The 26,457-nt window shown below is 67.7% G+C and carries 30 protein-coding genes; 15 read left to right on the top strand and 15 right to left on the bottom strand.

Annotated elements, in window-relative coordinates; genetic code table 11:
• Positions 1–1,221 (bottom strand): TonB-dependent receptor plug domain-containing protein (locus KAY22_RS08485; RefSeq protein WP_296622219.1); only part of this gene is annotated, 1,221 nt, incomplete at its 3' end.
• Between the two features lie 264 nt (positions 1,222–1,485).
• Here KAY22_RS08485 and KAY22_RS08490 point away from each other — a divergent pair.
• Positions 1,486–2,031, top strand: a complete 546-nt coding sequence (locus tag KAY22_RS08490) for a hypothetical protein (RefSeq protein WP_296622221.1) — start codon at positions 1,486–1,488, stop codon at positions 2,029–2,031.
• Between the two features lie 30 nt (positions 2,032–2,061).
• Here the strand turns inward: KAY22_RS08490 and KAY22_RS08495 are convergent, their stop codons facing one another.
• The 3 genes from KAY22_RS08495 to xseA are packed head-to-tail and all read right to left on the bottom strand — an operon-like array spanning position 2,062 to position 4,662.
• Positions 2,062–2,946 carry a M23 family metallopeptidase gene (locus KAY22_RS08495; RefSeq protein WP_296622222.1) on the bottom strand — a complete coding sequence of 295 codons (885 nt, stop codon included), beginning with the start codon at positions 2,944–2,946 and terminating at the stop codon, positions 2,062–2,064.
• Positions 2,943–3,140 (bottom strand): DUF2093 domain-containing protein, encoded by a 198-nt coding sequence (locus KAY22_RS08500; protein WP_296622224.1) that lies wholly within the window; start codon positions 3,138–3,140, stop codon positions 2,943–2,945. Before KAY22_RS08500 ends, KAY22_RS08495 begins: the two co-directional genes overlap by 4 nt.
• 43 nt (positions 3,141–3,183) lie before the next feature.
• On the bottom strand, positions 3,184–4,662 hold the full coding sequence (gene xseA / locus KAY22_RS08505) for an exodeoxyribonuclease VII large subunit (RefSeq protein ID WP_296622226.1): 1,479 nt from the start codon (positions 4,660–4,662) through the stop codon (positions 3,184–3,186).
• Between xseA and purD the strand changes: the two genes are divergently transcribed.
• Both purD and KAY22_RS08515 read left to right on the top strand, forming a co-directional pair.
• Positions 4,661–5,941, top strand: a complete 1,281-nt coding sequence (purD, locus tag KAY22_RS08510) for a phosphoribosylamine--glycine ligase (RefSeq protein ID WP_296622228.1) — start codon at positions 4,661–4,663, stop codon at positions 5,939–5,941. The genes xseA and purD overlap by 2 nt on opposite strands.
• 49 nt (positions 5,942–5,990) lie before the next feature.
• Complete coding sequence (locus tag KAY22_RS08515; protein WP_296622232.1) at positions 5,991–6,533, top strand: hypothetical protein; 543 nt, start codon at positions 5,991–5,993, stop codon at positions 6,531–6,533.
• Positions 6,534–6,554: 21 nt separating this feature from the next.
• On the opposite strand, the gene thiE is transcribed toward KAY22_RS08515, so the two are convergent.
• From thiE to tkt, 6 genes are all read right to left on the bottom strand, one after another.
• Complete coding sequence (gene thiE / locus KAY22_RS08520; RefSeq protein ID WP_296622234.1) at positions 6,555–7,268, bottom strand: thiamine phosphate synthase; 714 nt, start codon at positions 7,266–7,268, stop codon at positions 6,555–6,557.
• Between the two features lie 87 nt (positions 7,269–7,355).
• On the bottom strand, positions 7,356–8,252 hold the full coding sequence (locus KAY22_RS08525; RefSeq protein ID WP_296622237.1) for a fructose bisphosphate aldolase: 897 nt from the start codon (positions 8,250–8,252) through the stop codon (positions 7,356–7,358).
• Positions 8,253–8,317: 65 nt separating this feature from the next.
• Entirely contained in the window at positions 8,318–9,511 is a 1,194-nt protein-coding gene (locus tag KAY22_RS08530) for a phosphoglycerate kinase (protein WP_296622239.1), read from the bottom strand.
• 1 nt (position 9,512) lies between these two features.
• Positions 9,513–9,968: an MOSC domain-containing protein gene (locus KAY22_RS08535; RefSeq protein WP_296622241.1), complete on the bottom strand. Its 456-nt coding sequence runs from the start codon at positions 9,966–9,968 to the stop codon at positions 9,513–9,515.
• Between the two features lie 104 nt (positions 9,969–10,072).
• Complete coding sequence (gene gap / locus KAY22_RS08540; protein ID WP_296622243.1) at positions 10,073–11,080, bottom strand: type I glyceraldehyde-3-phosphate dehydrogenase; 1,008 nt, start codon at positions 11,078–11,080, stop codon at positions 10,073–10,075.
• Between the two features lie 24 nt (positions 11,081–11,104).
• Complete coding sequence (tkt, locus tag KAY22_RS08545) at positions 11,105–13,072, bottom strand: transketolase (protein WP_296622245.1); 1,968 nt, start codon at positions 13,070–13,072, stop codon at positions 11,105–11,107.
• A 143-nt stretch (positions 13,073–13,215) separates the two neighbouring features.
• Between tkt and KAY22_RS08550 the strand changes: the two genes are divergently transcribed.
• The 9 genes from KAY22_RS08550 (at position 13,216) to KAY22_RS08590 (ending at position 19,773) form a co-directional block, all read left to right on the top strand.
• Positions 13,216–13,428 carry a hypothetical protein gene (locus tag KAY22_RS08550; RefSeq protein ID WP_296622246.1) on the top strand — a complete coding sequence of 71 codons (213 nt, stop codon included), beginning with the start codon at positions 13,216–13,218 and terminating at the stop codon, positions 13,426–13,428.
• Positions 13,428–13,760, top strand: a complete 333-nt coding sequence (locus tag KAY22_RS08555) for a cell division protein ZapA (protein ID WP_296622248.1) — start codon at positions 13,428–13,430, stop codon at positions 13,758–13,760. Before KAY22_RS08550 ends, KAY22_RS08555 begins: the two co-directional genes overlap by 1 nt.
• A gap of 292 nt (positions 13,761–14,052) precedes the next feature.
• On the top strand, positions 14,053–14,637 hold the full coding sequence (locus KAY22_RS08560) for a 5-formyltetrahydrofolate cyclo-ligase (protein WP_296622250.1): 585 nt from the start codon (positions 14,053–14,055) through the stop codon (positions 14,635–14,637).
• Positions 14,634–14,846, top strand: a complete 213-nt coding sequence (locus KAY22_RS08565; RefSeq protein WP_296622252.1) for a DUF2842 domain-containing protein — start codon at positions 14,634–14,636, stop codon at positions 14,844–14,846. The genes KAY22_RS08560 and KAY22_RS08565 overlap by 4 nt, the downstream gene beginning before the upstream one ends.
• An 81-nt stretch (positions 14,847–14,927) precedes the next feature.
• Positions 14,928–15,959, top strand: coding sequence for a GGDEF domain-containing protein (locus tag KAY22_RS08570; protein WP_296622253.1), 1,032 nt, complete (start codon positions 14,928–14,930; stop codon positions 15,957–15,959).
• A 124-nt stretch (positions 15,960–16,083) separates the two neighbouring features.
• The gene (locus KAY22_RS08575; RefSeq protein ID WP_296622255.1) at positions 16,084–18,147 is read left to right on the top strand and encodes an NAD(+) synthase; all 2,064 of its coding nucleotides are present in this window, start codon (positions 16,084–16,086) and stop codon (positions 18,145–18,147) included.
• A gap of 17 nt (positions 18,148–18,164) precedes the next feature.
• Positions 18,165–18,842 (top strand): hypothetical protein, encoded by a 678-nt coding sequence (locus KAY22_RS08580; protein WP_296622256.1) that lies wholly within the window; start codon positions 18,165–18,167, stop codon positions 18,840–18,842.
• Positions 18,839–19,336 carry a hypothetical protein gene (locus KAY22_RS08585; protein ID WP_296622258.1) on the top strand — a complete coding sequence of 166 codons (498 nt, stop codon included), beginning with the start codon at positions 18,839–18,841 and terminating at the stop codon, positions 19,334–19,336. The genes KAY22_RS08580 and KAY22_RS08585 overlap by 4 nt, the downstream gene beginning before the upstream one ends.
• The gene (locus KAY22_RS08590; RefSeq protein ID WP_296622260.1) at positions 19,333–19,773 is read left to right on the top strand and encodes a hypothetical protein; all 441 of its coding nucleotides are present in this window, start codon (positions 19,333–19,335) and stop codon (positions 19,771–19,773) included. Before KAY22_RS08585 ends, KAY22_RS08590 begins: the two co-directional genes overlap by 4 nt.
• A 15-nt stretch (positions 19,774–19,788) precedes the next feature.
• Here KAY22_RS08590 and gspD read toward each other — a convergent pair whose 3' ends face one another.
• From gspD to gspG, 5 genes are read right to left on the bottom strand one after another with little or no spacing between them, the layout of a single operon-like run.
• Positions 19,789–21,840: a type II secretion system secretin GspD gene (gene gspD, locus KAY22_RS08595; RefSeq protein WP_296622263.1), complete on the bottom strand. Its 2,052-nt coding sequence runs from the start codon at positions 21,838–21,840 to the stop codon at positions 19,789–19,791.
• An 11-nt stretch (positions 21,841–21,851) separates the two neighbouring features.
• Complete coding sequence (locus KAY22_RS08600; RefSeq protein ID WP_296622265.1) at positions 21,852–22,679, bottom strand: type II secretion system protein N; 828 nt, start codon at positions 22,677–22,679, stop codon at positions 21,852–21,854.
• Positions 22,676–23,062, bottom strand: a complete 387-nt coding sequence (gene gspI / locus KAY22_RS08605; RefSeq protein ID WP_296622267.1) for a type II secretion system minor pseudopilin GspI — start codon at positions 23,060–23,062, stop codon at positions 22,676–22,678. Before gspI ends, KAY22_RS08600 begins: the two co-directional genes overlap by 4 nt.
• Entirely contained in the window at positions 23,059–23,505 is a 447-nt protein-coding gene (locus tag KAY22_RS08610; RefSeq protein WP_366514073.1) for a GspH/FimT family pseudopilin, read from the bottom strand. The genes gspI and KAY22_RS08610 overlap by 4 nt, the downstream gene beginning before the upstream one ends.
• A 1-nt stretch (position 23,506) precedes the next feature.
• Positions 23,507–23,983 carry a type II secretion system major pseudopilin GspG gene (gene gspG / locus KAY22_RS08615; protein ID WP_296622272.1) on the bottom strand — a complete coding sequence of 159 codons (477 nt, stop codon included), beginning with the start codon at positions 23,981–23,983 and terminating at the stop codon, positions 23,507–23,509.
• A gap of 79 nt (positions 23,984–24,062) precedes the next feature.
• Between gspG and gspL the strand changes: the two genes are divergently transcribed.
• The 3 genes from gspL to KAY22_RS08630 form a co-directional block, all read left to right on the top strand.
• The gene (gene gspL / locus KAY22_RS08620; RefSeq protein WP_296622274.1) at positions 24,063–25,097 is read left to right on the top strand and encodes a type II secretion system protein GspL; all 1,035 of its coding nucleotides are present in this window, start codon (positions 24,063–24,065) and stop codon (positions 25,095–25,097) included.
• The gene (gene gspM, locus KAY22_RS08625) at positions 25,094–25,600 is read left to right on the top strand and encodes a type II secretion system protein GspM (protein ID WP_296622276.1); all 507 of its coding nucleotides are present in this window, start codon (positions 25,094–25,096) and stop codon (positions 25,598–25,600) included. The genes gspL and gspM overlap by 4 nt, the downstream gene beginning before the upstream one ends.
• The coding region (locus tag KAY22_RS08630; RefSeq protein WP_296622278.1) for an ATPase, T2SS/T4P/T4SS family at positions 25,597–26,457 on the top strand (861 nt) is incomplete at its 3' end. The genes gspM and KAY22_RS08630, both read left to right, overlap by 4 nt.

The following is a 26,457-nucleotide window of genomic DNA, read 5'->3' on the forward strand; positions in this document are numbered from 1 at the left end:
GCGGAAGTCGATCGGCGCGACACCGGCATCGACCAGCGGGAAGCCGGTCTCGGTGAAGCGGGTGATGAGGTTTCCGGGAGCGCAGATCTGCGTCCGCTGCTGAGCCGACAGGAGCGGGTTGTCGCACTTGATGCTGAGCGTGTTGCCGAAGTTACCCGATTCGGCGATCTGGGCGACCGTGCGGTCGTCCATGAACATCGCTTCCATATAGGGATGGAAGGCCGGGCTGACTTCATAGTCGGCGAAGACGCCGGCGGTGTAGCGCTCGTCGGGACGCTGGAAGTAGTTCAGCGGCGCGAAGTTGTACGGCGTGAAGCCGGGCGTGAAGGTCCGGTTCGGGCCGATCTGGAACAGGTTCGAGTTCCAGTCGAAGAACGAGCCATTGGCCGAAGTGGCCGAGCCACCGCAGCTCACGACGCCCGCCGCGTTCACCTGCGAGGCGCACGACGCATAGTCAAACTTGCTCTGGCTGGCCGCCTTCAGCTTGCGGTAGCCGGCATAGGCCATGAAGTGGCCCTGATCGTCGTCGCCGAACTTGCCACCGAAGGAAACGGTGACGTCGACGGTGCCGCCGTTGACGGTGTTGCCCGACGGGAAGGGGAAGCCGCGAGCCGCGTGCGCCGCCCGGAGCGTGTCGTTGCTGTTGTTGTGCTGGTAGAGGCTGTACTGGCCGTCGATCCGGAAACCTTCGAAGTCGGTGTCCATGATGAAGTTGACGACGCCGGCAACCGCGTCCGAACCATAGGTCGACGAGGCACCGCCGGTCAGCACGTCGACGCGCTTGACGATGGCGGCGGGCACCATGTTGAGGTCGGCGGCGGACGAGACGGGGTCACCCGGCATCAGGCGGCGGCCGTTGATCAGGACGAGCGTACGCTCGGAGCCCAGGCCGCGAAGGTCGACCGTTGCGGTACCGGTCGCACCGTTGGCGAGGTTACCGCCCTGGCCGGCAAAGGTCTGCGGCAGGCTGTTGATCAGGTCTTCGGTACGGGTCGTGCCCTGCAGCTTGAATTCCTGCGAGCCAACCACCGTCACCGGGCTGACGCCGGTCAGGTTCGGCTGCGGAATGCGCGAACCGGTGACGATGATGACGGCGCCTTCTTCGTCCCCGTCCGCAGCGCCCTGCGCGAACGCGGGCGCGCTCGCGAACGCGGCAATGCTCAGCGCGGCAGCGCTGCAGCCCAGCCCGAAGCGGCTGACCTTGTTCATTTTAGTGGTCACTTTCCAGTCCCTTTTCTGGAGTGAGCGGACCGAATCGTCGGTCCGAGCTCAACCCTCGCAAAAAGGCGCAGGCGCTGGCACACCATACACCCCTCGCTCGGGCATCTCGCTGATGTGCAAGAAATCTGATCAAGCTGTAAAGCGGAGGTTAATCCGGAAAGGCATGTTGGGCCGACGTTGTCGTATTTATGCAACAGTGGCGAAACGGCATTGCGCCCATCCGGCATCGCATGGTTATATTGTTTCAAAGGCAGGAGAATTAGGATGAAAAAGGGGCATGTTTCTGCGCTTCTTGCGTTGTCGGCTCTGGCCGTCGCCACGGCGGCATCGGCGGCGGAGAAGGTTCGCAATCGCCCTGAGCTCTTCCGCAATCTGGTCGACTGCCGCGGGATCGCGGACAACGCCCAGCGCCTCGCCTGCTACGATCGTTCTGTCGGTGCTTTGGAAGAGGCCGAGAAGAAGAAGGACCTCGTCGTCGTCGATCGCAAGGAGATACGCGAGACCAAGAGGTCGCTGTTCGGCTTCTCCTTGCCGAAGCTCTCGCTGTTCGGTGGCGGCGACGAAGAAGACAAGGCGGACAAGGCCGACGAAGTCCAGGAGATCGAGAGCACCGTGGCCAGCGTGCGTCCCACCAAGGGCGGTGATTGGGCTCTGAAACTGGCCAACGACGCCGGCACCTGGGAGACCGGCGGAGCGCTGACCGTGGCGCCTCGGGCGGGTGACAAGGTCAAGATCCGCAAGGCTTCGCTGGGCAGCTATCTGGGATCGGTGGGTATCAGCCGGGGCATCCGCTTCCGGCGCGTCGAGTAGAGGCAGGCTTGGCCGTTCCCGGTGCCGCGATCAGGGCATCGGGCCGGCGACCGGCGCGGGATCGACCCGCGCGTCACGCCATTTGAGCGACCAGTGGAGGTGCGGGCCGGTCGCCCGTCCGGTCATCCCGATCGCGCCGATCGTCTGTCCCTGGCGGACGGCCTGCCCGACCGCGACATCGATGCGCGACAGATGGAGGAAGGCCGAATTCAGCCCCAGGCCATGGTCGATCATCAGCAGATTGCCTTCGAGCGAGAAGGGCGCTGCCGCCGCAAGGACCACCACGCCATCGGCGGGGGCGACGATCGGGGTGCCCGCCGGGCGGGCGACGTCGACCCCCGAGTGGAAGCTGCCCGGCTCTCCCGCATAGATACGCTGTGATCCGAACAGTCCGCTGATCCGGCCCGTCACCGGCCAGACGAAGCTTTGCCGCCAGCCGCCGACGTCATGGGTCTGCGCCCGCGCAGAGGCGATCTGCTCCAGCTCGACTTTGCGACGGGCGAGAAATTCCGGGGTCGGCGTCGTGCCCTTGGGCAGGGTCGGCAGGGACTCGATCTGCCAGCCATGCGGCGCGACGGCGAGGCGGCGGCGCCAGATCGTGCCATTGGGCAGCACGGCTTCGAGCGCGGCATCGGCTTTGGCATCGCGATCGAAGCCGATCAGGAAGCGTCCGTCGGCCGCAACCGCGATCGGCTTGCCATCGAGGCTCAGTGTCGCGGTGCCCGGCGGGACTTGGCCATAGACAAGACCGCCCTGCTCGATCCGGCCCGACAGGCCGAAATCGGCATTGTCGACGACGCGCGCCGGACGCGCAGCTGGGGGGGCGGGGGATGTTGGCGGCACGAGCGACGGTGCACAGCCCGCGACGAACAGGAGCGACGGCAGGGCGGCGAGCGCGAGCCGCGCTGGGTTCAAGCCTGCAGCTCCGCCTGGGTCGCCTCGACTGCGCTTGCGTAAGGCTGCTGGCGCGCGACGCTCCAGTAGCGGAGTTCGTCGAGCGGGATCGCGACGCCCGACACGGCACAGACGACATGGTCGCCGCCGGTCAGCACGCGAAAGCCGTTGGCGAGATAATGGAGCCGGGCTTCGCGGCCCGCATTCATCAGCATGGGTCAATCCTCCGGGGCGTCATATGGGCGCGATGGGCCATGACTAAAAGAGCTTTTGCTGACGCGGGGCGTCTTCTGCCACCGTCTTCGTGCGCGCTGGTGGGCGCGGCTGCGGTCGCTCTTCCTCCCCGTCGACGCGCGCATCGACGGCGCCATCGGCGAAATGCAGGGTCAGCAGAGCTGCCTCGCGGGCTGCGGCGGTGGAGGTCAGCACGCCGCCGCCCCGACGCTCGACCCGGACATAGCCGCGCTGCAGCGGCCGGTCAGGGTGCAGCTGTTCGGCGAGGCGCCACAGCTGATCGAGCGCGGCGCGATTCTGGTCGATCTTCGCGCGGATCGGCCGATCGCTGAGGCGGACCGAAGCGAGCCGTTCGGCCGCGCGCTCATATTTGCGGTCGAGCAGCGCGGGTCGCAGGGCGCCGGCCGCGTGGGCGAGATCGCTGCGCGCATGGGCGAGCCGCTGGCCGAGCGCGCGGGGCAGGCGGTCGGCGAGATCGTCGAGCCGCTGTTGCTGCCCGGCGAACAGGCCGTCGAGCGACGGAAAGCGGTCGATCACGGCCTCGAAACGTTCGTCGGCCCGCTCGCGATAGCGTCGTGCCAGCCGCTCGGCCCGCGCACCGAGTTCGCGGACATGATGGGCAAGATCGGCGCGCACGGGCACCGCCATCTCGGCCGCCGCCGTCGGGGTGGGTGCGCGGCGATCGGCGGCGAAGTCGGCCAGCGTCGTGTCGGTTTCATGGCCCACCGCCGAGATGACCGGGATCGGCGATTCGGCGATCGCGCGCACCACCTCTTCCTCGTTGAACGCCCAGAGATCTTCGATCGACCCGCCGCCCCGGCCCACGATCAACAGGTCGGGCCTTGGAATCGGGCCATCGGGCGCAAGCGCGCCGAAGCCGCGCACGGCGCGCGCGACCTGAGGAGCCGCCGCGTCACCCTGCACTGCGACCGGCCACAGGATGACGTGGCTGGGGCAGCGATCGGCGAGGCGGTGGAGAATGTCGCGGATGACCGCGCCGGTGGGGGAGGTCACCACGCCGATCACGCGCGGCATGAACGGCAGGGGCCGCTTGCGCTCCTCGTCGAAGAGGCCTTCTGCCGCCAGCTGTCGGCGGCGCTGGTCGAGCAGCGCCATCAGCGCGCCCTGCCCCGCCAGTTCCATGCGGTCGATGACGATCTGATATTTGGATCGGCCGGGGAAAGTGGTGAGCTTGCCAGTCGCGATCACTTCGATCCCGTCTTCGGGGCGGAAGCGCAGCGCGGCGGCCTGCCCTTTCCAGACGACGCCGTCGATGCAGGCCCGCTCGTCTTTCAGACTCAGATAGCAATGGCCCGAACTGTGCCGCTTGAAGCCCGAAATCTCGCCGCGCACGCGGACGAAGCCGAACGCATCCTCGACCGTCCGCTTCAGCGCGCCGGATAATTCCGACACAGACAGCGCGGGTGCGTTGTCGCCCGGCTGCTCCTCGGCTAACAGGCGGGGCCTGTCGCTTGGGGGCACGCCTGGGAGAAAATCGTTCATGATCGTCCTGCTGTTGGGATCGGGGGGCCGCGAACATGCGCTGGCCTGGAAGCTCGCGCAATCGGACCGGCTTACCAAATTGTTCGCTGCGCCGGGCAATCCCGGCATAGCCCAAGTTGCCGAATGCGTCGATCTCGATCCGACCCATCCGGAGTCCGTGCTGGCCTTTGCGCGCGAGGAAAATGTCGGTCTGGTGGTGATCGGGCCCGAGGCACCGCTGGTCGCCGGTCTGGGCGACCTGCTGCGCGCAAACGGTATTCTCACCTTCGGCCCCAACCGTGAGGCGGCGCAGCTCGAGGGATCCAAGGGCTTCACCAAGGATCTTTGCCGCCGCGAGAATATCCCTACGGCGGCCTATGGTCGCTTCTCCGATGCGTCCTCGGCCAAGGCGGCGCTCGACAGCTTCGGCATTCCGGTCGTGATCAAGGCCGATGGTCTGGCGGCGGGCAAGGGCGTGGTCATCGCCGAGAGCCGGGCAGAGGCGGAGAATGCGATCGACGACATGTTCGGCGGCAGCTTCGGTAGCGCCGGTGCCGAGGTTGTGGTCGAGGAATTCCTGACCGGCGAGGAAGCAAGCTTCTTCGCGCTGACCGACGGCAAGACCGTCGTTCCCTTCGGCTCCGCCCAGGACCATAAGCGCGTCGGGGATGGCGATACCGGTCCGAACACCGGCGGCATGGGCGCGTACAGCCCCGCGCCGGTTCTGACCCCCGAGCTGGAAGCGCGGACCATGCGCGAGATCGTCGAGCCGACGGTGCGCGCGATGGCGGCGGCGGGCATTCCCTATTCGGGCGTGCTCTATGCCGGACTGATGCTGACCGCCGATGGCCCCAAGCTGATCGAGTATAACGCCCGCTTCGGCGATCCCGAATGCCAGGTTCTGATGCTGCGGCTGGAGGATGATCTGGTGACGCTGATGCTCGCGGTGGCCGAAGGCCGCCTGCACGAGATAGCGCGTCCCAGCCTGTCGCCGAACAGCGCGTTGACGGTGGTGATGGCGGCCAAGGGCTATCCCGGCACCCCCGCCAAGGGCGGCGTCATCCGCAATATAGAAGAGGCCGAGGCGAAGGGCACCAAGATCTTCCACGCCGGTACCGCGATCAGGGAGAGCGAACTCGTCGCCAATGGCGGCCGTGTGCTGAACGTCACCGCGCTGGGCAAGGATATCGGCGAAGCACGCGACACCGCTTATGCCGCCGTCGACACGCTCGATTTCGCGAGCGGCTTCTGCCGGCGTGACATAGGGTGGCGCGAACTGGCACGGCAGCGGAACGGCTGACGCTCAAGCGCGTTCGCAAAGGGTCAAGTCAACGAGGGATTTCGGGGGTATGTCGAACGCTACGCTGATCATCGCCACGCTGGTCGCTATCATCGCGATTGCGGGGCTTTTCCTATTGCTGCGCAAGCCCAAGCAGCGCGTGTCGCTGAGTGATACGCCTGCGCCCGTCTCGACCCGGTCGGCCGAGCCGGCACTGGCCGCGGCGGTGATCGCCACCCCGGCGCCGGAGCCTGCGCAGGTTCCCGAAGAGACCAGTGCGGTAGAAGGCCATGGCGTCGTCGACAGCGCCGCCGCCGCCATCCTCGACGTCGCCACCCCGGTACTGGGTGTCGACGCCCATCCCGATCTGCCCGCCGACGAGCTGACCCGTATCAAGGGCCTGGGTCCGAAGGCCAAGGCCGTGCTCAACGGCATCGGCATCCACCGTTTCGACCAGCTCGCCGCGCTCGATCCGGCGCAGGCGGCCGAAGTCGATGCTCGCCTCGGTGCGTTCAAGGGCCGCATCTTCCGTGATCGCTGGATCGATCAGGCCCGCTATCTCGAACAGAATGATATTGCCGGCTTCGAAAAGGAATTCGGCAAGCTGGGCTGATATCTGCCTGCGGCGTGGGTCTCAGCCCATGCCGTGCAGCGCCGCGAACTTTCTGACGGCGGCGGCTGCGCCGTCCGGGTCATTCCACACCGCCCCCGACACCGCGATGAAGTCCGCGCCGGCTGCGATCAGCGGTGCGGCATTATCGGGCGTGATCCCGCCGATCGCGACGCACGGCAGTTCGAACAGGGTGGACCACCAGCCGAGGATCGACGGCTCGGGGCGATGCTCGGTTTCCTTTGTGGTGGTCGGGTAGAAGGCCCCGAAAGCGACATAGTCGGCGCCGGCCTCGCCCGCTTCCATGGCAAGGTGGCGGCTGTCATGGCAGGTAACGCCGATCTGGGCCTGGGGACCCAGCCGCTCGCGCGCGTCGCGCGGGTCGCCGTCGCCCTGGCCGAGATGCACGCCATCGGCTTCGAGCCGCTTCGCAAGGCCGATCGAATCATTGATGATGAAGGCAACATCGCGCGATGCGCAGACGGCCTGCAACGGGCGGGCAAGGTCGGCGATGCGGTGCTCGTCCATCCCCTTCAACCGCAGCTGGAAGGCTGCGACGACTGGCGCGGCGTCGAGCGCCGCCGCCAAGGCCTCGGCGAAGGCTTCGTCGATCGATGGCGGCGAGATCAGGTAGAGCTTGCAGGGCGGCCTGCTGTCGTCGCGCTCGAACCGGTCTGCGAATGCAGGATCGAGCCGCAGCTCGTCCTCGTCAAAATCGTCATTGTCATTTGGGGTCATACGCACCCCTTAGCCGCAAACGTCATTCCCGCGAAGGCCGGGAATGACGGAAAGAAGGGTGGGATTGCTCCCACCCTCCATAGGATATCAGGCGGTCTTGCTGGTCGACGCGGTGTAGATCTCGTCGATCGCGGCACCGAGCGAGGCGTCGAATTGCTCGTCGCTCATCTGCGCGCGGAGGTCTTCGAGCAGCGCACGGCTGAAGCTGGCGATCACGCCCCGGTTCTTCGCCAGTTCGGTGCAGGCGTCGGGGCGGCTATAGCCACCCGACAGCGCGACGACGCGCAGCACGCGCGGATGATCGACCAGAGCGTCGAACAGGCCCGCCTTCGCCGGCAGCGACAGCTTGAGCATGACCTTGTCATCGCCGGTCATCGCGTCGAGCGCCTTGGTCAGCTCCTCGAGCAGGATCTGGTCGGCTTCGGCGCGCTCCGGGCTCTTGATGTTCACCTCGGGCTCGATGATCGGCATCAGCCCGCCGGCAAGGACCTGCTGGCCGACTTCGAACTGCTGCTTGACGATCGCGGCGATGCCCTCGCGGTTGGCGAGGTTGATCACCGAGCGCTCCTTGGTGCCGAACACGCCCAGGCCCTTGGCGCGCGCCAGCAGCGCATCGAGGCCAGGCATCGGCTTCATCAGCTGGACACCATTGGCCTCTTCCTCGAGGCCCTTGTCGATCTTGATGAAGGGGACGACGCCGCGCGCGTTGAGGACCTGCGGAACCGGCTTGCCGTCGGCCTGACCGTCCATCGTCCGCTCGAACAGGATCGCGCCGATCACTTTCTCGCCGGTGAACACGGGCGAGGTGATGATGCGGGTGCGCATCGCGTGGATGAGCCCGAACATCTCCTCTTCGGTCGACCATGCGCCTTCCTCGACGCCATAGCCCTTGAGGGCTTTCGGGGTCGAACCGCCGCTCTGGTCCAGCGCCGCGATGAATCCCTTGCCGTCGGCGATCTTCTTCGCCGTCTCCTGATCGAACATGATGCTTATCTCCTGTCTGTCTATATTTGGGGGCGCCTTTGCAGCGTCCCCCGGCTATGCGGGTCTCAGGCTTCCAGCGCCTTCACGCCGGGAAGCTCGCGGCCTTCCATCCATTCGAGGAAGGCGCCGCCGGCGGTCGAGACGAAGCTGAAATCGGCCGCGACGCCGGCATGGTTGAGGGCCGCCACCGTATCGCCGCCACCGGCGACCGACACCAGCGAGCCGCCCTTGGTCAGCGCCGCCGCCGTGCGGGCGAGCGCAACCGTCGCGGTATCGAAGGGGGCGATTTCGAACGCGCCCATCGGCCCGTTCCAGACCAGTGTGCGGCAGGTCTTCAGCGCATCGCCGAGCGCTTCGACCGCTGCCGGGCCGACGTCGAGGATCATCTCGTCGGCGGCGACCTCATGGACGTTGACCGTCCGCACCGGCGGGTTGGAGCGGAATTCCTTGGCTACGACCACGTCATAGGGAAGATGGACGATACAGTCGGCCTTCTCGGCCGCATCGAGGATCTCGAGCGCCGTGTCCTTGAGATCGTGCTCGCACAGCGACTTGCCCACATCGACGCCGCGCGCGGCGAGGAAGGTGTTGGCCATCCCACCGCCGATGATCAGATGATCGACGCGGCTGACCAGATGCTTCAGCACGTCGAGCTTGGTCGATACCTTGGCGCCGCCGACGACCGCCGCGACCGGATGCTCGGGCTTGCCGAGCGCCTTTTCGAGCGCCTCCAACTCGGCCTGCATCGAGCGCCCCGCGTAAGCCGGGAGCAGGCGGGCGAGACCTTCGGTCGACACATGGGCGCGATGCGCGGCGGAGAAGGCGTCGTTGACGTAGAGATCGCCCAGCTTCGCCATCGCCTCGGCAAGCGCGGGGTCGTTCTTCTCCTCGCCCTTGTGAAAGCGGGTGTTTTCGAGCAGCGCGATGTCGCCCGGCTGCAACTGCGCGACCGCAGCCTCGGCCTCTTCGCCACAGCAGTCGCCGATGAAGCGGACCTCGCGGCCCAGCACCGCGCGCAGGGCCCCGGTGACGAGGGCAAGGCTCATGTCCGGATTGCGCTCGCCCTTGGGACGACCGAAATGGGCGAGGACCAGCACGATCGCACCCTTGTCGGACAGTTCGGCGACCGTCGGCGCGGCGGCGCGCAGCCGCGTGTCGTCGGTGACTGTGGCGCCGTCCATCGGCACGTTGAGATCTTCACGGACCAGCACGCGCTTGCCGCGCACGTCGCCGATGTCGTCGAGTGTCCTGAAAGCCATCTTATCCCTCGATTTCAACACTATCGCCGAGAGCGATATGGCCGCCCTCGATCACGCGGGCGATGCGGCCGCCCCTCCAGTCGGGTCGCAGCGCGCTCTGCAGCCCGTCGGCGACCGCGTCCATCCGCCGGCATGGGTCGCACTCGCCCGTGATCTCGAACAGCGCGGCTCCGACACGGAGAGTGGCGCCCGCTGCCTGGGGCAGGTCCACGCCTTCGACCAGCAGATTGGCCCGACGTTCTTCCCAGGATATGGGCACGCCGAGTTCGGCGATCGCCGCCGCCCAGTCTTCGGCACGCAGGATCGTGACCTGCCGGCGGTTGGACTTGCCGGGCCGGGTGGCGCCGCGATGATCGCCGTGCACGCCGGTGGTCAGGCCGATCTCGACGGCATCGACGGTTTCGAGCGGCCCATGGGCACGGCTCTTCCGCGCGATTCCGATCAGCCGGCCTGCCATGTCAGAAGGCCTGTCCCGTCCACGTGGCGGATTCGACCGCCATGGCCGCAGCAAGGCGGCCGATGGCGGTGGGCACCGGGCGGAAGGCAGGCCTTCGGCTCAACTCAGAGCAGCTTGCCGATCGCGCCGGCCGTGTCGACCATGCGGTTCGAGAAGCCCCACTCATTGTCGTACCAGCTGAGCACGCGGACGAGCTTGCCTTCGATCACCGAGGTCTCGAGGCTGTCGATCGTCGACGAATGGGCGTCATGGTTGAGGTCGATCGAGACGAGCGGCTCGTCGGTATAGCCGAGCACGCCCTTGAGCGGACCCTCGGCGGCCGCCTTGAGCAGGGCGTTGACCTCGTCCTTCGTCGTTTCGCGCGACGGGGTGAAGGTCAGGTCCACGACCGAGACGTTGGGGGTCGGCACGCGGATCGCCGAGCCGTCGAGCTTGCCCTTCAGAGCCGGCAGCACCTCGGCAACCGCGCGGGCGGCACCGGTGGTGGTCGGGATCATCGACATCGCGGCGGCGCGGGCGCGGCGCGGATCCTCATGAATCTGGTCGAGGATCTTCTGGTCGTTGGTATAGGCGTGGATCGTGGTCATCAGACCGCGCTCGATGCCGATCGCCTCGTGCAGAACCTTGGCGAAGGGCGCCAGGCAGTTGGTGGTGCACGACGCGTTCGACACGATGATGTGATCGGCGGTCAGCTGGTCGTGGTTGACGCCGAACACGACGGTCAGGTCGACTTCCTTGCCCGGAGCGGAGATCAGTACGCGCTTCGCGCCGGCGTCGATATGCGCCTGGCCGCCCTTGCGGTTGGTGAAGAAGCCGGTGCACTCGAGCGCGATGTCGACGCCCTGGGCGGCGTGCGGCAGCTTGGCCGGATCGCGCTCGGCGGTGACATGGATGCGCTTGCCGTTGATGATCAGATCGTTGCCGTCGACCTCGACCGTACCGCTGAACTTGCCATGGACCGAGTCGCGCTTGAACAGCAGGGCATTCGCCTTGGCGTCGGCCAGATCGTTGATCGAGACCAGCTCAAGGTCGTGATCGGTGCGCTCGAGGATGGCGCGCGCCACGTTCCGACCGATGCGACCGAAGCCGTTGATTGCAACCTTGACTGCCATGTGCCGAAATCTCCTGCGGTTTGTTTAGTTGCTGAGCGCCCCGATGATCTGGGGAGCGATCTTGTCGGCGGTCAGGCCGAAGTGGTCGTAGAGCGCCTTGACCGGGGCCGAAGCGCCGAAGCCATCGAGGCCGAAGCGCAGGCCCTTGCGGCCGACATAGCGTTCCCAGCCGATCGTGGTGCCGGCCTCGATCGAAGCGAGGAGCACGCCCTCGGGCAGGATCTCGTCGCGATAGGCCTCGGGCTGCGCGTCGAAGCGCTCCCAGCTCGGCATCGAGACGACGTCGGCGCCGAAGCCGGCATCCTCGAGCTTCTGCGCGGTGGCGAGGGCGATCTCGACCTCGGACCCGCTGGCGATCAGCACGACCTTGCGCGCCGCATCGGCGGTCTTCAGCCGGTAGGCGCCCTTGGCGGACAGATTTTCAGACACGTCGGTGCGCAGCTGCGGCAGGCCTTCGCGCGACAGGGCGAGGAGCGACGGGCCGTCGGCCTTTTCAAGCGCCAGCGCCCAGCATTCCGCGGTCTCGACGACGTCGCACGGACGATAGGTGTCGAGGTTCGGCATCACGCGCAGGCTCATCATATGCTCGACCGGCTGGTGGGTCGGGCCGTCCTCGCCGAGACCGATCGAGTCGTGCGTCATGACATAGACGACGCGCAGCTGCTGGAGCGCCGAGAGGCGGATGGCCGCGCGGCAATAGTCGGAGAAGACCAGGAAGGTGCCGCCATAGGGGATCACGCCGCCATGAAGCGCCATGCCGTTCATCGCGCAGGCCATGCCGAACTCGCGGATGCCGTAATAGACGTAACGTCCGGCATAGTTATCTGCGGTAAACGGTGCCTGCGCCTTGGTCTTGGTGTTGTTCGACCCGGTCAGATCGGCCGAGCCGCCGATCGTCTCGGGGATCTGCTCGTTGATCGGTCCGAGGACCATTTCCGATGCCTTGCGGGTCGCGACCTTCTGCGGGTTGGCGGCGAGATCCTGGAGATAGGCGTCGAGCGAGAAGCCGGCCGGCAGCTTGCCCGCCATGCGGCGCTCGAATTCGTCCTTCTGCGCGGAAGCGGCGAGGCGCGCCTGCCAGGCCTGATGCTCGCCGACGCTGCGCTGGCCGGCTTCGAGCCAGGCCGCCTTGATGTCGTCGGGAACGACGAACGGCTCGGCGGTCCAGCCGAGATGGGCGCGGGTCGCGGCGACCTCGTCGGTGCCGAGCGCCGAACCATGGGTCGCCGACGTGCCCTGCTTGTTGGGCGCGCCGAAGCCGATGATCGTGCTGCACTGGACGATCGACGGGCGCGGATCGGCCTTGGCCGCTTCCAGCGCCTGGGCGATGCTCGCCGCGTCATGGCCATCGCACGAAATGGTGTGCCAGCCGGTGGCTGCATAGCGCGCCAGCACGTCCTCGGACGAACTCATCGACACGGCGCCGTCGATCGTGATCTTGTTGTCGTCCCACAGGACGATCAGCTTGCCGAGCTGCAGATGGCCGGCGAGACCGATCGCCTCATGGTTGATGCCTTCCATCAGGCAGCCGTCGCCAGCAAGCACCCAGGTGCGGTGGTCGACCAGCTCGTCGCCGAACACGGCGTTCAGGTGGCGTTCCGCCATCGCCATGCCGACGGCGGTGGCGAGACCGGAACCCAGCGGGCCGGTGGTCGCCTCGACGCCCGGAAGCTCGAAATTCTCGGGGTGGCCGGCGCAGGGGCTGTGCAGCTTGCGGAAGTTGCGAATGTCGTCGAGCGTGGGCCGCGCATAGCCCGTCAGATGCAGCAGCGAGTAGATCAGCATCGACCCATGGCCCGCCGACAGAACGAAACGGTCGCGATCAGCCCAGTCGGGCTTCGCGGGATCGTGCTTCAGATGGCGGGTGAACAGCTCGGTCGCGACGTCCGCCATGCCCATCGGCATGCCGGGGTGCCCCGAATTGGCGGCCTGCACCGCATCCATGGAAAGGGCGCGGATGGCATTGGCAAGCTGCCGCGGTGCAATCGTCATGGTCTACCTTCTGTGCGGACGGGCGGGATCGTCGGTCGAACAGGGCTCGCCTGTTCGCGCGGCCCCTTTGTCGTGCCAAAGCGGTATCGTCAACCTTGGGGAATGCTTGCGGGGCGGCGCGAGGCTGCTATTCCATCGAATCGATGACAGACCGCCGCCTGATCCTTGCCCTGGGCCGCCTCGAACGCGCGATCGCCCGTGTCGAGGCCGGAATAGAATCCGCTCCTGCGACGCAGTCCGGATTCGGCCATGACGAGAGCGAGGCGCTCTATCGTCTGGCCGAACGCCATCGCACCCTCCGCGAGACGACCGAGTCGGCGATCGAGCGGATCGATCGACTGCTGGAGAGATATTGATGGCCGACGTCGACGTCGAAGTCGCCGGACGGCGCTATCGCCTGAGCTGCCGCGATGGCGAGGAAGACCATCTGCGCGCGCTCGTGCAAATGGTGAACGGCAAGGCGCAGGACATCACGGGGGCGCTGGGCGACATGACGGAGTCGCGCACGCTGCTGCTGTCGGCTCTCCTGCTCGCGGATGAGGTCAACGATCTGCGCGGCGCGGCTGCGGTGGCGCGCAACGAGGTTCCGGCCAGTGCAGAGCCCGATCCCGCTTATGCCGTGGCAATCGAGCGCATCGCGGAACGGGTCGAGCGGCTGGCCGAGCAGCTGGAGCGACCGGCGGTCTGATCCGGTCGCTGCCGCTGCACCAGCACGGCGATCTCCTTGCTGCGACCATGTCCTTTCCAGGGCCATGCCCTTGAGAGTCGCGCCATATCATCTTACATGGAGGACGGCGGGTTCTGCCCGGCACGAGCTGCAGAGAACATCCCTGAGGCGATTCACATTCCTAGGGGACTGTCCCTGCCCGGGCCCTGGTCCGGAACATATGGTCCCCACCTGATGCTACTGGCGTCAGAGGATATTCCAGCAAACGACCATGGCGGTCCCGCCACCCGCCCTTCCTCGCCGGTCCGGTGACATGACGAACCACCCCATCGACAAGGCCGTGCAGAGACAGGCGCTGCGCGCGGCGCGCGACACTTATGTCGGTACCCTGTCCAGCGCGGACCGGGTCCGTCTCGAAGCGGATGCTGCGAGCGCGTTGAAGCCGCTGCTCGCCGGCTCAGCAACGGTTGCCTTTTATGTCGCAATTGGCAGCGAGTTGGGTTGTACCGCGGCGATCGACGCTACGGCGAAGGCAGGCGGCGTCGTGCTTCTCCCGCGTGTGACGGGGCCCGGCTCGGACATGCATTTCCATCTCTGGTCCCCGGGGGACTCACTCGAACGCGGGTGGCGCGGACTGCTCCAGCCATCCGCGGACGCCCCGTTGCGGGAACCCGATGCCATCGTCGCCCCGTTGATCGGATTCGACTCGCGACTCATGCGCCTCGGTCAGGGAGGTGGCTTTTACGATCGCGCCTTCGCGCTACGTCCGATGGTGAAAAAAATCGGCTATGGCTGGTCGGTGCAGAAAAGCTGCGCCATAGCCGTCGATCCCTGGGATGTGGCGCTGGATGCGGTGGTCACCGAACGGGGACCGATCGAGCCGGAGGAGCGAGGATGAACGAACCGAGCTGGCGCAAGCCGACAGGCATCTTCCTGATCTTGCTGCTGATTCTCGTCTGGGCGGTGATTGTCGCTACGGCATCCTCATGGATTGGCGATCAGCATATGCTCGTCCAGCTGCTGATCTACGTCGTTGCCGGCATCATCTGGATCGCCCCGTTGAAGCCGCTTCTGGCGTGGATGGAGACAGGCCGCTGGAGGGCGTGACGCCGTAATAATACGGTGCGGCATTAACCGGATGTATCGAATCTCGGACTATCCCCCGGTGCCAGGATCAGGGGTGTAGTAGTGCGCGAGGAACGTATAGCCGAGAAGTCAGCGGAGCGCGCCGAATGGCGCCGGCTCTACGACATGATCGGCAAATTGTTGTTCGACCACGGGCTCGAACCGTCGCCGGGCAATTTCGAGATGTGCCACCGCTACCTTTCAGGGCGGGATGGCGAGTTCAACGCGATGATCGATCGCGCCATCGCCAAGGAGGGCGGCCTCAACGAGGCCGTCGCTTCGGCGATATCGGCACGGATCGACAGCGGGCTGTCGACCGACGAGCTCTCGCGGATCGCGACCGAAGCGCAGGGATTCCTGGAAGAGATGTCGTCGATCCTGATCCGGTCGGGCGACGATGCGCGCGACTATGGTCAGGCGCTGGCGGATGAAGCTGCCGGTCTGGAGGCCGATGGCTCGCCGGCGCAGGCGGTGCAGAAGCTGGTCGGACTGACCCGGTCGATGATCGACAAGGCGCAGGCGGCCGAAGATGATCTCCGCCGGACCGAGGCGCAGATGAGCATCATGCGCAAGGATCTGGCTGCTGCTCACCACAGGGCCAATAGCGACCCGCTGACCGGCCTGCCCAACCGGCGCGCGCTCGACCATCATCTGCGCAATGCCTTCGAAAAGGCGCGGCGCGGCGATACGCCATTGGCGCTGGCGATCTGCGACATCGACCATTTCAAGCAGTTCAACGACACGCATGGGCACCAGATCGGCGACGAAGTGATCAAGTTCGTCGGCTCGTCTCTGGGCCGGGCGGCCAGTGGTGACGTGTTCGTCTCGCGGTATGGCGGCGAGGAATTCGTCGTCGTGTTCGAGCGCGCGGCGGCGGAAAGCGCGGTGGCCGTGCTCGACAAGATTCGCTCCGCCATCGCCGCGCGCGAACTGAAGGTGACGCACACCGGCCAATCGCTAGGCAGGCTGAGCTTCTCGGGCGGTCTCGCCGCGCTCAACGTCCATGATTCGCCGGGGTCGATCCTCAAGCGCGCGGACGCTGCGCTCTATCAGGCGAAGCAGCTGGGGCGGAATCGCATCCACACCGCCGACTGATCGGCAAGGGGCAGCGTGGAGGCGCTGGATATTGGCGCGCGGGCGCGCCTTCCTCTATGGGGCAGCTGACCCCTTCGTCGCCGGGCTGACTCCCCGGCCCGAAGGCAGCCGATCGGGAGCCCTGATGTCCGAAGCCGCGTCCTTCTTCTCGATACACCGCCATGGCTTCGTTCGGGTCGGGGCGGGTACTCCGTTGGCGAGCGTCGGCGATGTCGGCGCCAATGCGGATGCGATCCTCGATCTCGCGCACCGCGCCGACGCAGCGGGCGTCGACCTGCTCGTCCTGCCCGAGCTCGCCTTGTCATCCTATGCGATCGACGATCTGCATCTGCAGGATGCGCTGCTCGACCGGGTCGAGACCGAACTGGCCCGGATCGTCGAGGCGAGCGCGGCGCTCGCGCCGGTGCTGCTGATCGGTGCGCCGCTGCGCCGGTCGGGGCGCCTCTACAATTGCGCGGTGGTCGTGGCGCGGGGCTGTGTCTTGGGCGTGGTACCGAAGAGCTTCCTGCCCAATTACCGCGAATATTATGAGAAGCGCTGGTTCGCGCCGGGCCATGGGCTGGCCGGACTCGACATGGCGTTGTGCGGGCAGCGCGTGCCCTTCGGCACCGACCAGATCTTCGCAGCGGAGGATCTGACCGACTTCGTCTTCCACGTCGAAATCTGCGAGGATTATTGGGCGCCGCAGCCGCCCTCGACCGCCGGAGCGATGGCCGGCGCGCTGATCCTCTGCAACCTGTCGGCATCCAACATCATCATCGGCAAGGCGCGCGAGCGGGCGATGCTCGCCCAGTCGCAATCGGTGCGCGCGATCGCCGCCTATTGCTATTCGGCCAGCGGGCCGGGCGAGAGCACGACCGATCTCGCCTGGGACGGTCAGGCGATGATTCACGAACTGGGTACGATGCTCGCCGAATCGACGCGCTTCGGCCTCGATCCCGAGTTGATCCTCGCTGATGTCGACGTCGAGCGGCTTCGGCTCGAACGGATGCGCAACGGCACGTTCAACGACTGCGCGACTGCCGCCGGGCATCCCGAGACGCGCTTCCGCCGAATCGCTTTCACCCATAGGCCGCATGGCCGCGACGTCGGCCTCGCCCGGCCGGTCGCGCGCTTCCCCTTCGTGCCGGCGGACCCCGCCGAACTCGACGCCGATTGCTACGAGGCGTTCAACATCCAGGTCGAGGGGCTGGCCAAGCGCTTCCGCTCGACCGGCGGCAAGGCAATGGTCATCGGCATTTCGGGCGGCCTCGATTCGACCCACGCCCTGATCGTCGCGGCCAAGGCCTGTGACCGGCTCGGCCTGCCGCGCACTACGATCCGCGGCTATACCATGCCGGGCTTCGCGACGGGCGACGCGACCAAGGCCAATGCCTGGGCGCTGATGCGTGCGCTGGGGATAACCGCCGAGGAAATCGACATTCGCCCCGCGGCGCGGCAGATGCTGATGGACCTCGGCCATCCCTTCGCCGATGGCGAGCCGGTTTACGACATCACCTTCGAGAATGTGCAGGCGGGGCTGCGGACCGACTATCTGTTCCGGCTGGCCAATCACCATGGCGGTTTCGTCGTCGGCACGGGCGACCTGAGCGAACTGGCGCTCGGCTGGTGCACCTATGGGGTCGGCGACCAGATGAGCCATTATGGCGTCAACGCCGGCCTGCCTAAGACGTTGATCCAATATCTGATCCGCTGGTGCGTGCGCACCGACCAGTTTGATGCCGGCACCGACGCCATCCTGCTGTCGATCCTGGGGACCGAGATTTCGCCCGAACTCGTCCCCGCCGATGCCAGCGGCGCGATCCAGAGCACCGAGGCCAGGATCGGGCCCTATGAGCTCAACGACTTCTTCCTCCATCATGTCGTGCGGCAGGGACTGCGGCCGTCGAAGATCGCCTTCCTCGCCTGGCATGCCTGGCGCGATGCGGAGGCTGGGCTGTGGCCGGCGGGGCTGCCGGTCGAGGCGCGTAATCGCTATGATCTGGCGACGATCCGGGGCTGGCTGGAGAAATTCCTCTTCCGCTTCTTCACGATCAGCCAGTTCAAGCGATCGGCGCTGCCCAACGGACCCAAGGTGTCGGGCGGCGGGGCGCTGTCGCCGCGCGGCGACTGGCGCGCGCCTTCGGACGGTACCGCCAAGGTCTGGCTCGACGAACTGGCGGCCGCACTCGACGGCGTCGAGGGCTGAGGCAGCGGAGACGCACCGTGTCGCGGGACGAGATGATCCGCTTTCGCTGCGTGATGCTCCGGCGCAGCGGCTCCTCCGACATCCGAGTCGTGCGGGCGCCCGATGCGGCGACGGCGCGAGCGATATTGGAAGCGCGGGGATTGGAGCCGGTGAGCGTCGAGGCGATCGGACCGAGCCTGCTCGATGCCGTCGCGCAGAAGCTGCGGGGAGGCTGGCGATTGCCGGTACCGCAGGTCGGTGGAGCGTCCGAACACTCCTGGCCGGAGTTGGCGTGGCGAACCGCGCTGCTCATCGCGGCGATCCCGGTGCTGACGGCCGGTCTGGCCTGGAGCTGGACCGGCGTTGACCGGCTACGCATCGCATGGATCGAACGGCGCGAGGGCACGCTTCTGACGGCGCAGGCCCGCCTTGCGACGGTTGAGCGGACCCGGCACGGCGTCGATCGGGTCGCGGGCGTGCCACCGCTGAGCACGATCGCCGCGCAGCTGGCGGCGACGTTGCCGGAGGATGCCGCGATCGAATCGCTGTCGCTGACGCCTGACGGTGAATTGCTGATCGAGATCGTCACCCCCGATCCCGACTCGCTGCGCGCCGCGCTTGCAGAAAATCCGTTGCTGGCGTCGCTCGGCGAGCGGAGCCAGAGCCGCACCGATGCCGGTACGATCCGGGTCGGCCTCGAAGGGCGGCTGCGATGACCCGCCCGTCTCTTCCCCGCTACAGCCGGAACCGTCTGGCCGTGCTGCTGACGGTGGTCGCCGTTGCGATCCCGGCCGCCTGGTTCGGTCTGGCGAACCTCGAACGGAGCCGGGGCGATCTCCTTCGCGTGAAAATGCGAGCCGTCATGGGCCGCACGGTCCCACAGCCCCTCCTGCCGCAAGGGCTTGGTTTTGCCGGACGGAATCGCGCCGAAGCACAGGCTGCCTTCGTCTCCGTCGTGCGACGCGCAGCGGCAGACAGGCGGTTGCTGCTCGAACGGCTGGCGCCGCTGCCCCCCAATGCGCGCATGCCGGCAGAGCTTTCGGCCGACCTGATCCTGTCGGGTCCCGAGGCGGACGTTCTGGACGTGGTGCGCGACCTGGAGGCCGGCAGCCCGCTGGTCCGTTTTGCCTTCTGGCGGTTGGCTCGAACGGGGCCGGCCGAGACGGCGGTGAGGCTCGAAGCGCGGGCGATCGGGTGGCACGAAGGATGAGTGGCCGGCTGCTCTTCGGGCTGACGGCGGGGCTCGTTCTGGCGATTCCCGCCTGGCTGCTCTACCGGGCCCAGCCCGCTTTGCCTGTGCTGCCCGCGCCCGGTGAAACCGTGCTGCCCGTCGCCGCACCCGATGCCGGGCCGTCGCGGCGGCTGTTCCTCGATCCGCTTTCACCCGCGCAGGCGGCCCAGGCCGAGGATGCGCCCCAGCTCGTGGGTGTGGTTGGTCGGTTGCCCGACAATGCCATCGCGATGGTAAGGTCGCGCGACGGCAAGACAGCCACGCTGGCGCCGGGGCAAAGCCATGAGGGCTGGACGCTGGTCACCCTGTCGCCAGACGCGGCGCTGTTCGCCAAGGGCGAGCGGCGGGTCAGGTCGTTCCTCGCGGCCGATGATCCCGAGCCCGAGGTCGATGAGGACGCGCCGCTCGACCGGTGATCCGGTCGGCGGCGATCAATAGACGCCGGAAATTTCCAGCGGCAGGCGTGCGCGGGGCGGTTCGAGCAGCAGTGGCGGGTGCTTGCCCAGCATCGCTTCGTCATAGCGGGTGCGCGCATATTTGGCGTCGGTCACCGCCTTGGCCGCCGCCTGGTCGCGCAGGACGGTTGGCTTGAGGAAGACGAACAGCGTCCGCTTCACCTGGCTTTCACGCCGCGACTTGAACAGCTCGCCCGCGATCGGGATGTCGCCGAGGATCGGAACCTGGCTCTTCACCTGGCTGCGGTCGTCGCTCATCAGGCCGCCCAGCACGATCGTCTGGCCGTCGTCGGCCAGCACGGTCGTCTGGATGCTGCGTCGGTTGGTGATCAGGTCGGCCGCGCCGGTGACGGCGGCGACGAGCGAGGAGACTTCCTGCGACACTTCGAGGCGGACGACATTGCCCTGATGGATGCGCGGTACGACGCGCAGCGTCAGGCCGACATCCTGCCGCTCGATCGTGGTGAAGGGGTTGAGCGAATTGCCGTCGGTGGTGAAACTGCCTGTTCGAAAGGGGACATTCTGGCCGACCACGATTTCGGCGGGTTCGTTGTCGAGCGTGGTGATGCTCGGGGTCGACAGCAGGTTGGCGCGGGTCGACTGGCCGATCGCCTGAAGCAGCACCGAGAAATTGTCGCCGAAGCTGATGCTGGCCGATCCTCCATTGGGCAGGACTGCCACCGCCGCCGGCGCACCGATCGCGCCAAGGATCGTCGACAGCGAGACGCCGGGGCTGGTGAAGGAGGTCGCCGCGCCGTCGCCGCGATTGAGAGCGGCCGCACCGAGGCCGAGCTGGACGGCGAGCGATTCGGCCTCGTCGCCGCTGATTTCGACGATCACCGCCTCGATCAGCACCTGCGGACGACGAACGTCGAGCTGGCTGATCAGCGGCTCGACCTCGGCGATGGCGGCGGGCGTGCCGCGCAACACGATCGCGTTGAGCTCGGGCGCTGGCTGCACCGTCAGGTCCGGGGTCGAGAAGCCTTTGGCGGGCGTGTCTGCACTCTGGCTGTTGGTCGATGGTGCCACCGCTGCTGCGGCCTCGGCGAGGCCGCCGAGCGACGACGCAGACGATCCGAGCGACGAACTCGATCCCGAGCGCGAGGAGGACGCTGTGCGGCCCAGGCTGGCGCGACCGCCCGCGACCGCCCTCGCGACGGGGTTCGAGACGCTGCCTTGTTCGCCCAGCACGCCTTGCAGCACCGCCGTGACCGATTCTGCATCGCCATTGTTGAGCCGGATCATGCGCGTGATCGGCACGCCCGCGCCGGGCTTGTCGATCGTCGCAGCTAGGCGCCGTGCCTCCGAAATCAGATTGGGTTCGCCGCGCAGCAGCACCATGTTGCTGCGCTCGTCGGCCACGACGCGCGGGCCGCCGGTCTGACTGCCGTCGCCGAACACGCCCTGGATCGCGGTCGCGACATCCTTGGCATTGGCGTAGCGCAGCGAGATGCTGTCGAAGCGCCCGCCGCCGCCATTGTCGAGTGCGCGCGCCAGCTGCTCGATCCGCCGGACATTTTCAGCATAGTCGGTGACGATGATCGCATTGGGGCTGGTCATCGCCTCGATGCTGCCGAACTGCGCGACCAGCGGGCGGAAGACGCGTGCGGCCTGCTCGCCCGAGATATTGTGGAGGCGGACCATCCGGGTGGTCACGTCCTGTGCGTTGAGCCGCCCGCCCGAGCCCGCGTCACGGATCGCCGAGGCCTGCGGGATGATCCGCCAGGACCGGCCCGACTTCACCGCCGCGAAGCCATGGACGCGCAGGACCGACTGGAACAGATCCCACACCCCGTCGACCGACAGCGGCTCGGCCGAGGTGACATTGACCGTGCCCTTGACCGCCGGGTCGAGGATCAGCGTGCGGCCGGTGATGCGCGAGATCTGCTCCGCCACGTCGGAAATCTCGACCGCGCGCATGTTGACGACCACGTCGGCGGCGCCCGGTGCGGACTGCGCCAGGACCGGTGCACCGACCAGCGAGGCGGCGATCAGGGCGGAAAGGGCGGTGCGGGCGTACAGGGACACGGATCGGTTCCTCAACGGAGGGCAAAGGAAAAGGTGACACGCTTGCCGCCGCGCACGACCTCGACCTGGGCAGGTCCGGCCGCCATGATCTGGGCGAGAAGCTGGCGGTCGGCGGCGACGGCGGTGGCCGGCATGCCGTTGATGCGCTCGATGACGTCGCCGGGCAGCAGGCCCGCTTCACGCGCCTCGGGCGAGGGTGAAGTGCCGACGCGATAAGCGCCGCCCACGGGCGCGGCACCGAGCCGGTCGAGCAGCGACAGCGGACCGCCGACGGGAGCGCCGGGCGATGGAGAGCCTTGGGCAAAGGCCTGGAGCGGCTGGCTACCGGATCCGTCCGACGGGCCGGTCGTGGGGGCTGCGCCGGAGGGCGGCGGGGCGGCGACGGCGGCTGGGGCCTGACCATTGGCCGAGATGCGCGGCAGGTCGAGCCGTTCGAGGCGACCATGGGTCCGCAGCAGTACCTTGTCGAAGGCGATCGCCTCGATCGTCGCGCCGCCGGGCACCGACTGACCCGTGACATAGGCGACCGGCTGGCCGCCGGTCGGGGCGATCAGCGCCGATGAGGCCGAGGCCGGATCGGCGAGAATGATCCCGCGCAGCTGGAGCGCGAGGCTGGTCGGCGGGGCCGACGAGGCATCGGGCCGCCCGAACGGCGCGAGTGCGAGCGCGGGAGCGATGTCGACCGGTCCCCCCGGCGTTGCGGCAACCGGCGCGGTGGCGGGCTTCGCCGAGCTTGCGCCCAACAGATGCCAGGTCGTCACGCCCAGCGAGATGGCGACCGACGCAATCACCAGCGCAGTGAAGATGTCGGCGGCGCGGGAGGCCTGGCGCGGGGTCATCGTGTCGTCGTCCCCCGGTCGCGAAAGCCGTCGAGCGTTACGATCGGGTCGCTTTCGCCCGGCGCTGCGACCGATACCGCCAGCTTCGCGAGGTCGGGATCGTCGGTGGCCGTCTCGGCGACGGTCACGGTCCAGCGGCTGCCGAGCATGTCGACGCTCTCGGGCGAAGTCGAGGCGCCGGGCAGCGACAGTTCGGCCAGGCGGTTCTGCGCGACCAGCTGTGCGGCTGCGCGGCGTTCCAGGCTGCGGATCGAATCGACATGCGCCTCGGCCGCGCGGACGAGGCCGGCGGCGGCGATGGCGAGCACGAGCAGCGAGACCAGCGCCTCGATCAGCGAGAAGCCCGCTTCGCTCGGGAGTTGGGGATGAAGCGCCTGCATCATGCGGCGGGCGCCGGAATGGGCGTGGCCGACAATCCGTCATAGACGACCATCCAGCGATCCTCGCCCGATCGCAGCCCGATGCTCGCCGGCACGCCGGTGCCGTCGACGCCCAGCATCAGCGGCGGCCTGCGCCGGCCCATGTCGATGCGGATGCCGGCGGGCAGGCGATGACGGCCATGCGCTGCGTCATCGCCACTGGCCGATCCCTCGAAGGCATAGCCGCGCTCGTCCCAGGTGAAGGCGACGGGCCGGTCGGACACCATCGCCTCGTCGGCGACGGACTGGAGCCGGCTCGACAGGCGGCGCGCCTCGGCTTCGACGCTCGGCGCGCGGGTGGCGGCGCCGATGCCGAGCACGGTCGCGCCCGCCGCGACCGCGATGATCGCGAGCACGGCCAGCATCTCGACCAATGTCATCCCCGATTCGCCCCCCTGCGGCTGCATCTCAGGGTGCTTTATCACTCAGATCGGCATCGAGTCCCTCGCCGCCGGGTTTGCCGTCCTTGCCGAGGCTCAGCAGTTCGAAGGTGCCGCCGGTGTTGCGATAGACATAGGGGCGGCCCCAGGGGTCGACCGGAACCTGCGCCAGATAGCCTTCGGACGACCAGTTGCGCGGCAGCGGCTCGGTGGTCGGCTTCTTCGACAGCGCTGCCAGCCCCTGATCGCTGCTGGGATAGTCGCCATTGTCGAGGCGGTACATCTTCAGCGCCGCCGAGATGGTGCGCAGGTCGGTCTTGGCGACCGTCACGCGCGCTTCATCGGGCCGGCCTATGACATTGGGCACGATCAGCGCCGCGACGAGCGCGATGATCGCGAGCACCACGATCATCTCGATGAGGGTGAGGCCGGCTTCCGGATCGGAAATGGCGCGACGCGGCTCCCGTTCGGCCTCGTCATGAAATTGTTGCGAAACTATGATCATGGCCGCGCTATGAGATACATCCATGAAAACCATGTTACAGTCGCCTAGCATAGCGCCCCGACTGGCGCGGATAAAAAATATGCTGGCGAGCCCCGCCTCGGGTGCGGCGTGGGGCTGCGATGCTGGCGGCTGCCGCCCGCTGGGCCTCGATGCCCCGCGCGACGTGCTGCTCGTGCCGTCCGAGGATGTCCTGCTGCTGCCGGTGGCGCTGCCGCTGCCGTCGCCGGCCAAGCGCCTTGCCGCGCTTCCCTTCGCGATCGAGGACCGCATCGCCGAGCGAATCGACATGGTGCATCTCGCCCTCGGCGGCCAGACCACGGGCGGCGAATGGCTGGCGGCGGTCGTTGCACCCGAAGCGATGGCCCGGTGGGTCGCGATGGCCGAGGATGCCGGCGTGCCCGACGCCGCGCTGCTGCCCGACGCGCTGGCCCTGCCTGTTCCCGAGACGGGGCGCTGGAACGTACTCCGCGATCCCGGCGGCCGGATCCTCGTCCGCCAGCCCGACGGTGCGGGGTTCGCCGCCGGTGAACCGCTCTTTCTCGCGCTATGGGCGGCCGCGGGTCGGCCCGAATGTGACGAGCAGGCGGGCTTCGGCCCGATCGCATCGATCTTGCTCGACCTGCGGCAAGGCGTATTCGCGCGGCCTCGTCAGGGCCTGTCCGCGACCGGACGGCGTGTCGCGCTGGTCGCCGCTGCCGGCCTGCTCGCGCATGGCGCAATCGCAGCTGCCGATACGCTGGCGCTCAAGTCGATCGTCGCGAAGCGCGGAGCCGAACTGACCAGCCAGCTGGCCACCACCGCACCCGGTCGCTATACCGGCACTGATCCGCGCGAGGCGGCGATGGTCGCGGCGGAACTGATTCCGGCGGGCACCACGGCTCCGCCGGGCAGCTTCCTGCCCTTGCTGACCCGCAGCTCGGCGGCGCTCGCGCCCTTCGGATCGACGCTGACCATAAGAAGCATGGCCTTCGATGCCGTTCGCCAGCGCCTGCAGCTCGACGTCGAGCTCGCTGACCCTGCGGCGCGGGGCAGCGTATTGAAGGCGCTGGGCAGCGCGGGGCTGCAGGGCCGTTTCGAGGGGGCGACCCTCATCATCGCCGGGGGAGGCGCATGAGCCGTTTCGATTTCGCGACGCTGTTTCCGACCGCAGAGCCGGCGCGGCAGAAGGCCTTGGCCTGGTGGGCCGCGCGCAGTCGCCGCGAGCAACTGTTGCTCGCTGTGCTGTCGACGCTGCTGATCCTGTGGCTGTTCGCCACGATGCTGGTGCAGCCGCTGGTCGAGACGCGCCGCCAGGCGAGCAACGACATCCGCACCTATGAAAGCCTCGCCGCGCGTCTGCGCAGCGCCGGCCCGATCGGTACCGCCCCTGCCCAGCCGCAACTGAGCGGCACACCCGCGACGATCCTGTCGACGACCGGCGCGCAGCATGGCGTCGTCCCGGTGGTGAACGGCAGCGGCAGCGAGGTGCGCGTGACGGTGGCCGACGTGCCCTATGAAGCGCTGATCCGCTGGATCGCCGCTTTCGAGGGATCGAGTGCGCTGCGTGTCGCCGGCCTGCGCGTCGATCGGCGGCCTGTCAGCGGGTCGGTCTCCGCCGAACTGACGGTGCGCGCATGACCGCGCTTCCTTATGGCTTCGCACGGCGGCACGGCGTCCTGATCGAGGGCGCGGAGGACGCAATGCGCTGCCTCTTCCGACCCGGCGCCAGCGCCGAAGGCCTGCTCGAGGTACAGCGCCGCTTCGGCGGGGCGATCCGGTTCGAGCCGGTCGGCGACGAGGCGTTCGAGGGTGCCGTGGCGGCTACCTATCGCGACGGCATGGCGGGGACGATGGACCTGGCCGACACCGACGATCTCGCGACGCTGGCCGACAGCGCGGCGGCGGTCGACGATCTGCTCGACAGCCGCGACGACAGCCCTGTCATCCGCCTGATCAACGCGCTGCTCCTCCAGGCGGTGCGCGACGGGGCGTCGGACATCCATGTCGAGACGCAGGAAAAGCGGCTGATCGTGCGCTTCCGCGTCGATGGCGTGCTGCGCGACATCGTCGAACCGAAACGCGCGCTCGCCCCGCTGCTGGTGAGTCGCATCAAGGTGATGGCGCGGCTCGACATCGCCGAGAAGCGCATTCCGCAGGATGGCCGCGTCACCCTGCGCGTCGGCGGTTACGACATCGATGTCCGCGTCTCGACCATCCCCACCCAGCATGGCGAACGGGTGGTGATGCGTCTGCTCGATCGCGGCAGCACCGGGCTGGAAATCGACGCGCTGGGCATGTCCGAACGGGATCGTGAGGTTTTTCTGCGTCTGCTCGACCGCCCGCATGGCGTGCTGCTGGTCACCGGGCCGACCGGATCGGGCAAGACGACCACGCTCTACACCGCGCTGACCCATCTCAACGACCGCAAGCGCAACATCATGACGGTCGAGGACCCGATTGAATATGAGCTGGCCGGCATCGCCCAGACGCAGGTC

This window comes from Rhizorhabdus sp., from assembly GCF_018006725.1.
Taxonomy (GTDB): Bacteria; Pseudomonadota; Alphaproteobacteria; order Sphingomonadales; family Sphingomonadaceae; genus Rhizorhabdus.

What these genes read in the sequence shown, in the direction of transcription:
- KAY22_RS08560 (WP_296622250.1), top strand. Translation starts at nt 14,053, where the DNA reads ATGACGAACCACCCCATCGACAAGGCCGTGCAGAGACAGGCGCTGCGC.
- purD (WP_296622228.1), top strand. Translation starts at nt 4,661, where the DNA reads ATGATCGTCCTGCTGTTGGGATCGGGGGGCCGCGAACATGCGCTGGCC.
- KAY22_RS08600 (WP_296622265.1), bottom strand. Translation starts at nt 22,679, where the DNA reads ATGACCCCGCGCCAGGCCTCCCGCGCCGCCGACATCTTCACTGCGCTG.
- gspM (WP_296622276.1), top strand. Translation starts at nt 25,094, where the DNA reads ATGAGCCGTTTCGATTTCGCGACGCTGTTTCCGACCGCAGAGCCGGCG.
- KAY22_RS08490 (WP_296622221.1), top strand. Translation starts at nt 1,486, where the DNA reads ATGAAAAAGGGGCATGTTTCTGCGCTTCTTGCGTTGTCGGCTCTGGCC.
- KAY22_RS08585 (WP_296622258.1), top strand. Translation starts at nt 18,839, where the DNA reads ATGACCCGCCCGTCTCTTCCCCGCTACAGCCGGAACCGTCTGGCCGTG.
- gspG (WP_296622272.1), bottom strand. Translation starts at nt 23,983, where the DNA reads ATGATCATAGTTTCGCAACAATTTCATGACGAGGCCGAACGGGAGCCG.
- KAY22_RS08515 (WP_296622232.1), top strand. Translation starts at nt 5,991, where the DNA reads ATGTCGAACGCTACGCTGATCATCGCCACGCTGGTCGCTATCATCGCG.
- gspI (WP_296622267.1), bottom strand. Translation starts at nt 23,062, where the DNA reads ATGATGCAGGCGCTTCATCCCCAACTCCCGAGCGAAGCGGGCTTCTCG.
- KAY22_RS08575 (WP_296622255.1), top strand. Translation starts at nt 16,084, where the DNA reads ATGTCCGAAGCCGCGTCCTTCTTCTCGATACACCGCCATGGCTTCGTT.
- tkt (WP_296622245.1), bottom strand. Translation starts at nt 13,072, where the DNA reads ATGACGATTGCACCGCGGCAGCTTGCCAATGCCATCCGCGCCCTTTCC.
- KAY22_RS08610 (WP_366514073.1), bottom strand. Translation starts at nt 23,505, where the DNA reads ATGCAGCCGCAGGGGGGCGAATCGGGGATGACATTGGTCGAGATGCTG.
- KAY22_RS08555 (WP_296622248.1), top strand. Translation starts at nt 13,428, where the DNA reads ATGGCCGACGTCGACGTCGAAGTCGCCGGACGGCGCTATCGCCTGAGC.
- KAY22_RS08530 (WP_296622239.1), bottom strand. Translation starts at nt 9,511, where the DNA reads ATGGCTTTCAGGACACTCGACGACATCGGCGACGTGCGCGGCAAGCGC.
- KAY22_RS08550 (WP_296622246.1), top strand. Translation starts at nt 13,216, where the DNA reads ATGACAGACCGCCGCCTGATCCTTGCCCTGGGCCGCCTCGAACGCGCG.
- KAY22_RS08525 (WP_296622237.1), bottom strand. Translation starts at nt 8,252, where the DNA reads ATGTTCGATCAGGAGACGGCGAAGAAGATCGCCGACGGCAAGGGATTC.
- KAY22_RS08565 (WP_296622252.1), top strand. Translation starts at nt 14,634, where the DNA reads ATGAACGAACCGAGCTGGCGCAAGCCGACAGGCATCTTCCTGATCTTG.
- thiE (WP_296622234.1), bottom strand. Translation starts at nt 7,268, where the DNA reads ATGACCCCAAATGACAATGACGATTTTGACGAGGACGAGCTGCGGCTC.
- gspL (WP_296622274.1), top strand. Translation starts at nt 24,063, where the DNA reads ATGCTGGCGAGCCCCGCCTCGGGTGCGGCGTGGGGCTGCGATGCTGGC.
- xseA (WP_296622226.1), bottom strand. Translation starts at nt 4,662, where the DNA reads ATGAACGATTTTCTCCCAGGCGTGCCCCCAAGCGACAGGCCCCGCCTG.
- KAY22_RS08590 (WP_296622260.1), top strand. Translation starts at nt 19,333, where the DNA reads ATGAGTGGCCGGCTGCTCTTCGGGCTGACGGCGGGGCTCGTTCTGGCG.
- KAY22_RS08535 (WP_296622241.1), bottom strand. Translation starts at nt 9,968, where the DNA reads ATGGCAGGCCGGCTGATCGGAATCGCGCGGAAGAGCCGTGCCCATGGG.
- KAY22_RS08500 (WP_296622224.1), bottom strand. Translation starts at nt 3,140, where the DNA reads ATGCTGATGAATGCGGGCCGCGAAGCCCGGCTCCATTATCTCGCCAAC.
- gap (WP_296622243.1), bottom strand. Translation starts at nt 11,080, where the DNA reads ATGGCAGTCAAGGTTGCAATCAACGGCTTCGGTCGCATCGGTCGGAAC.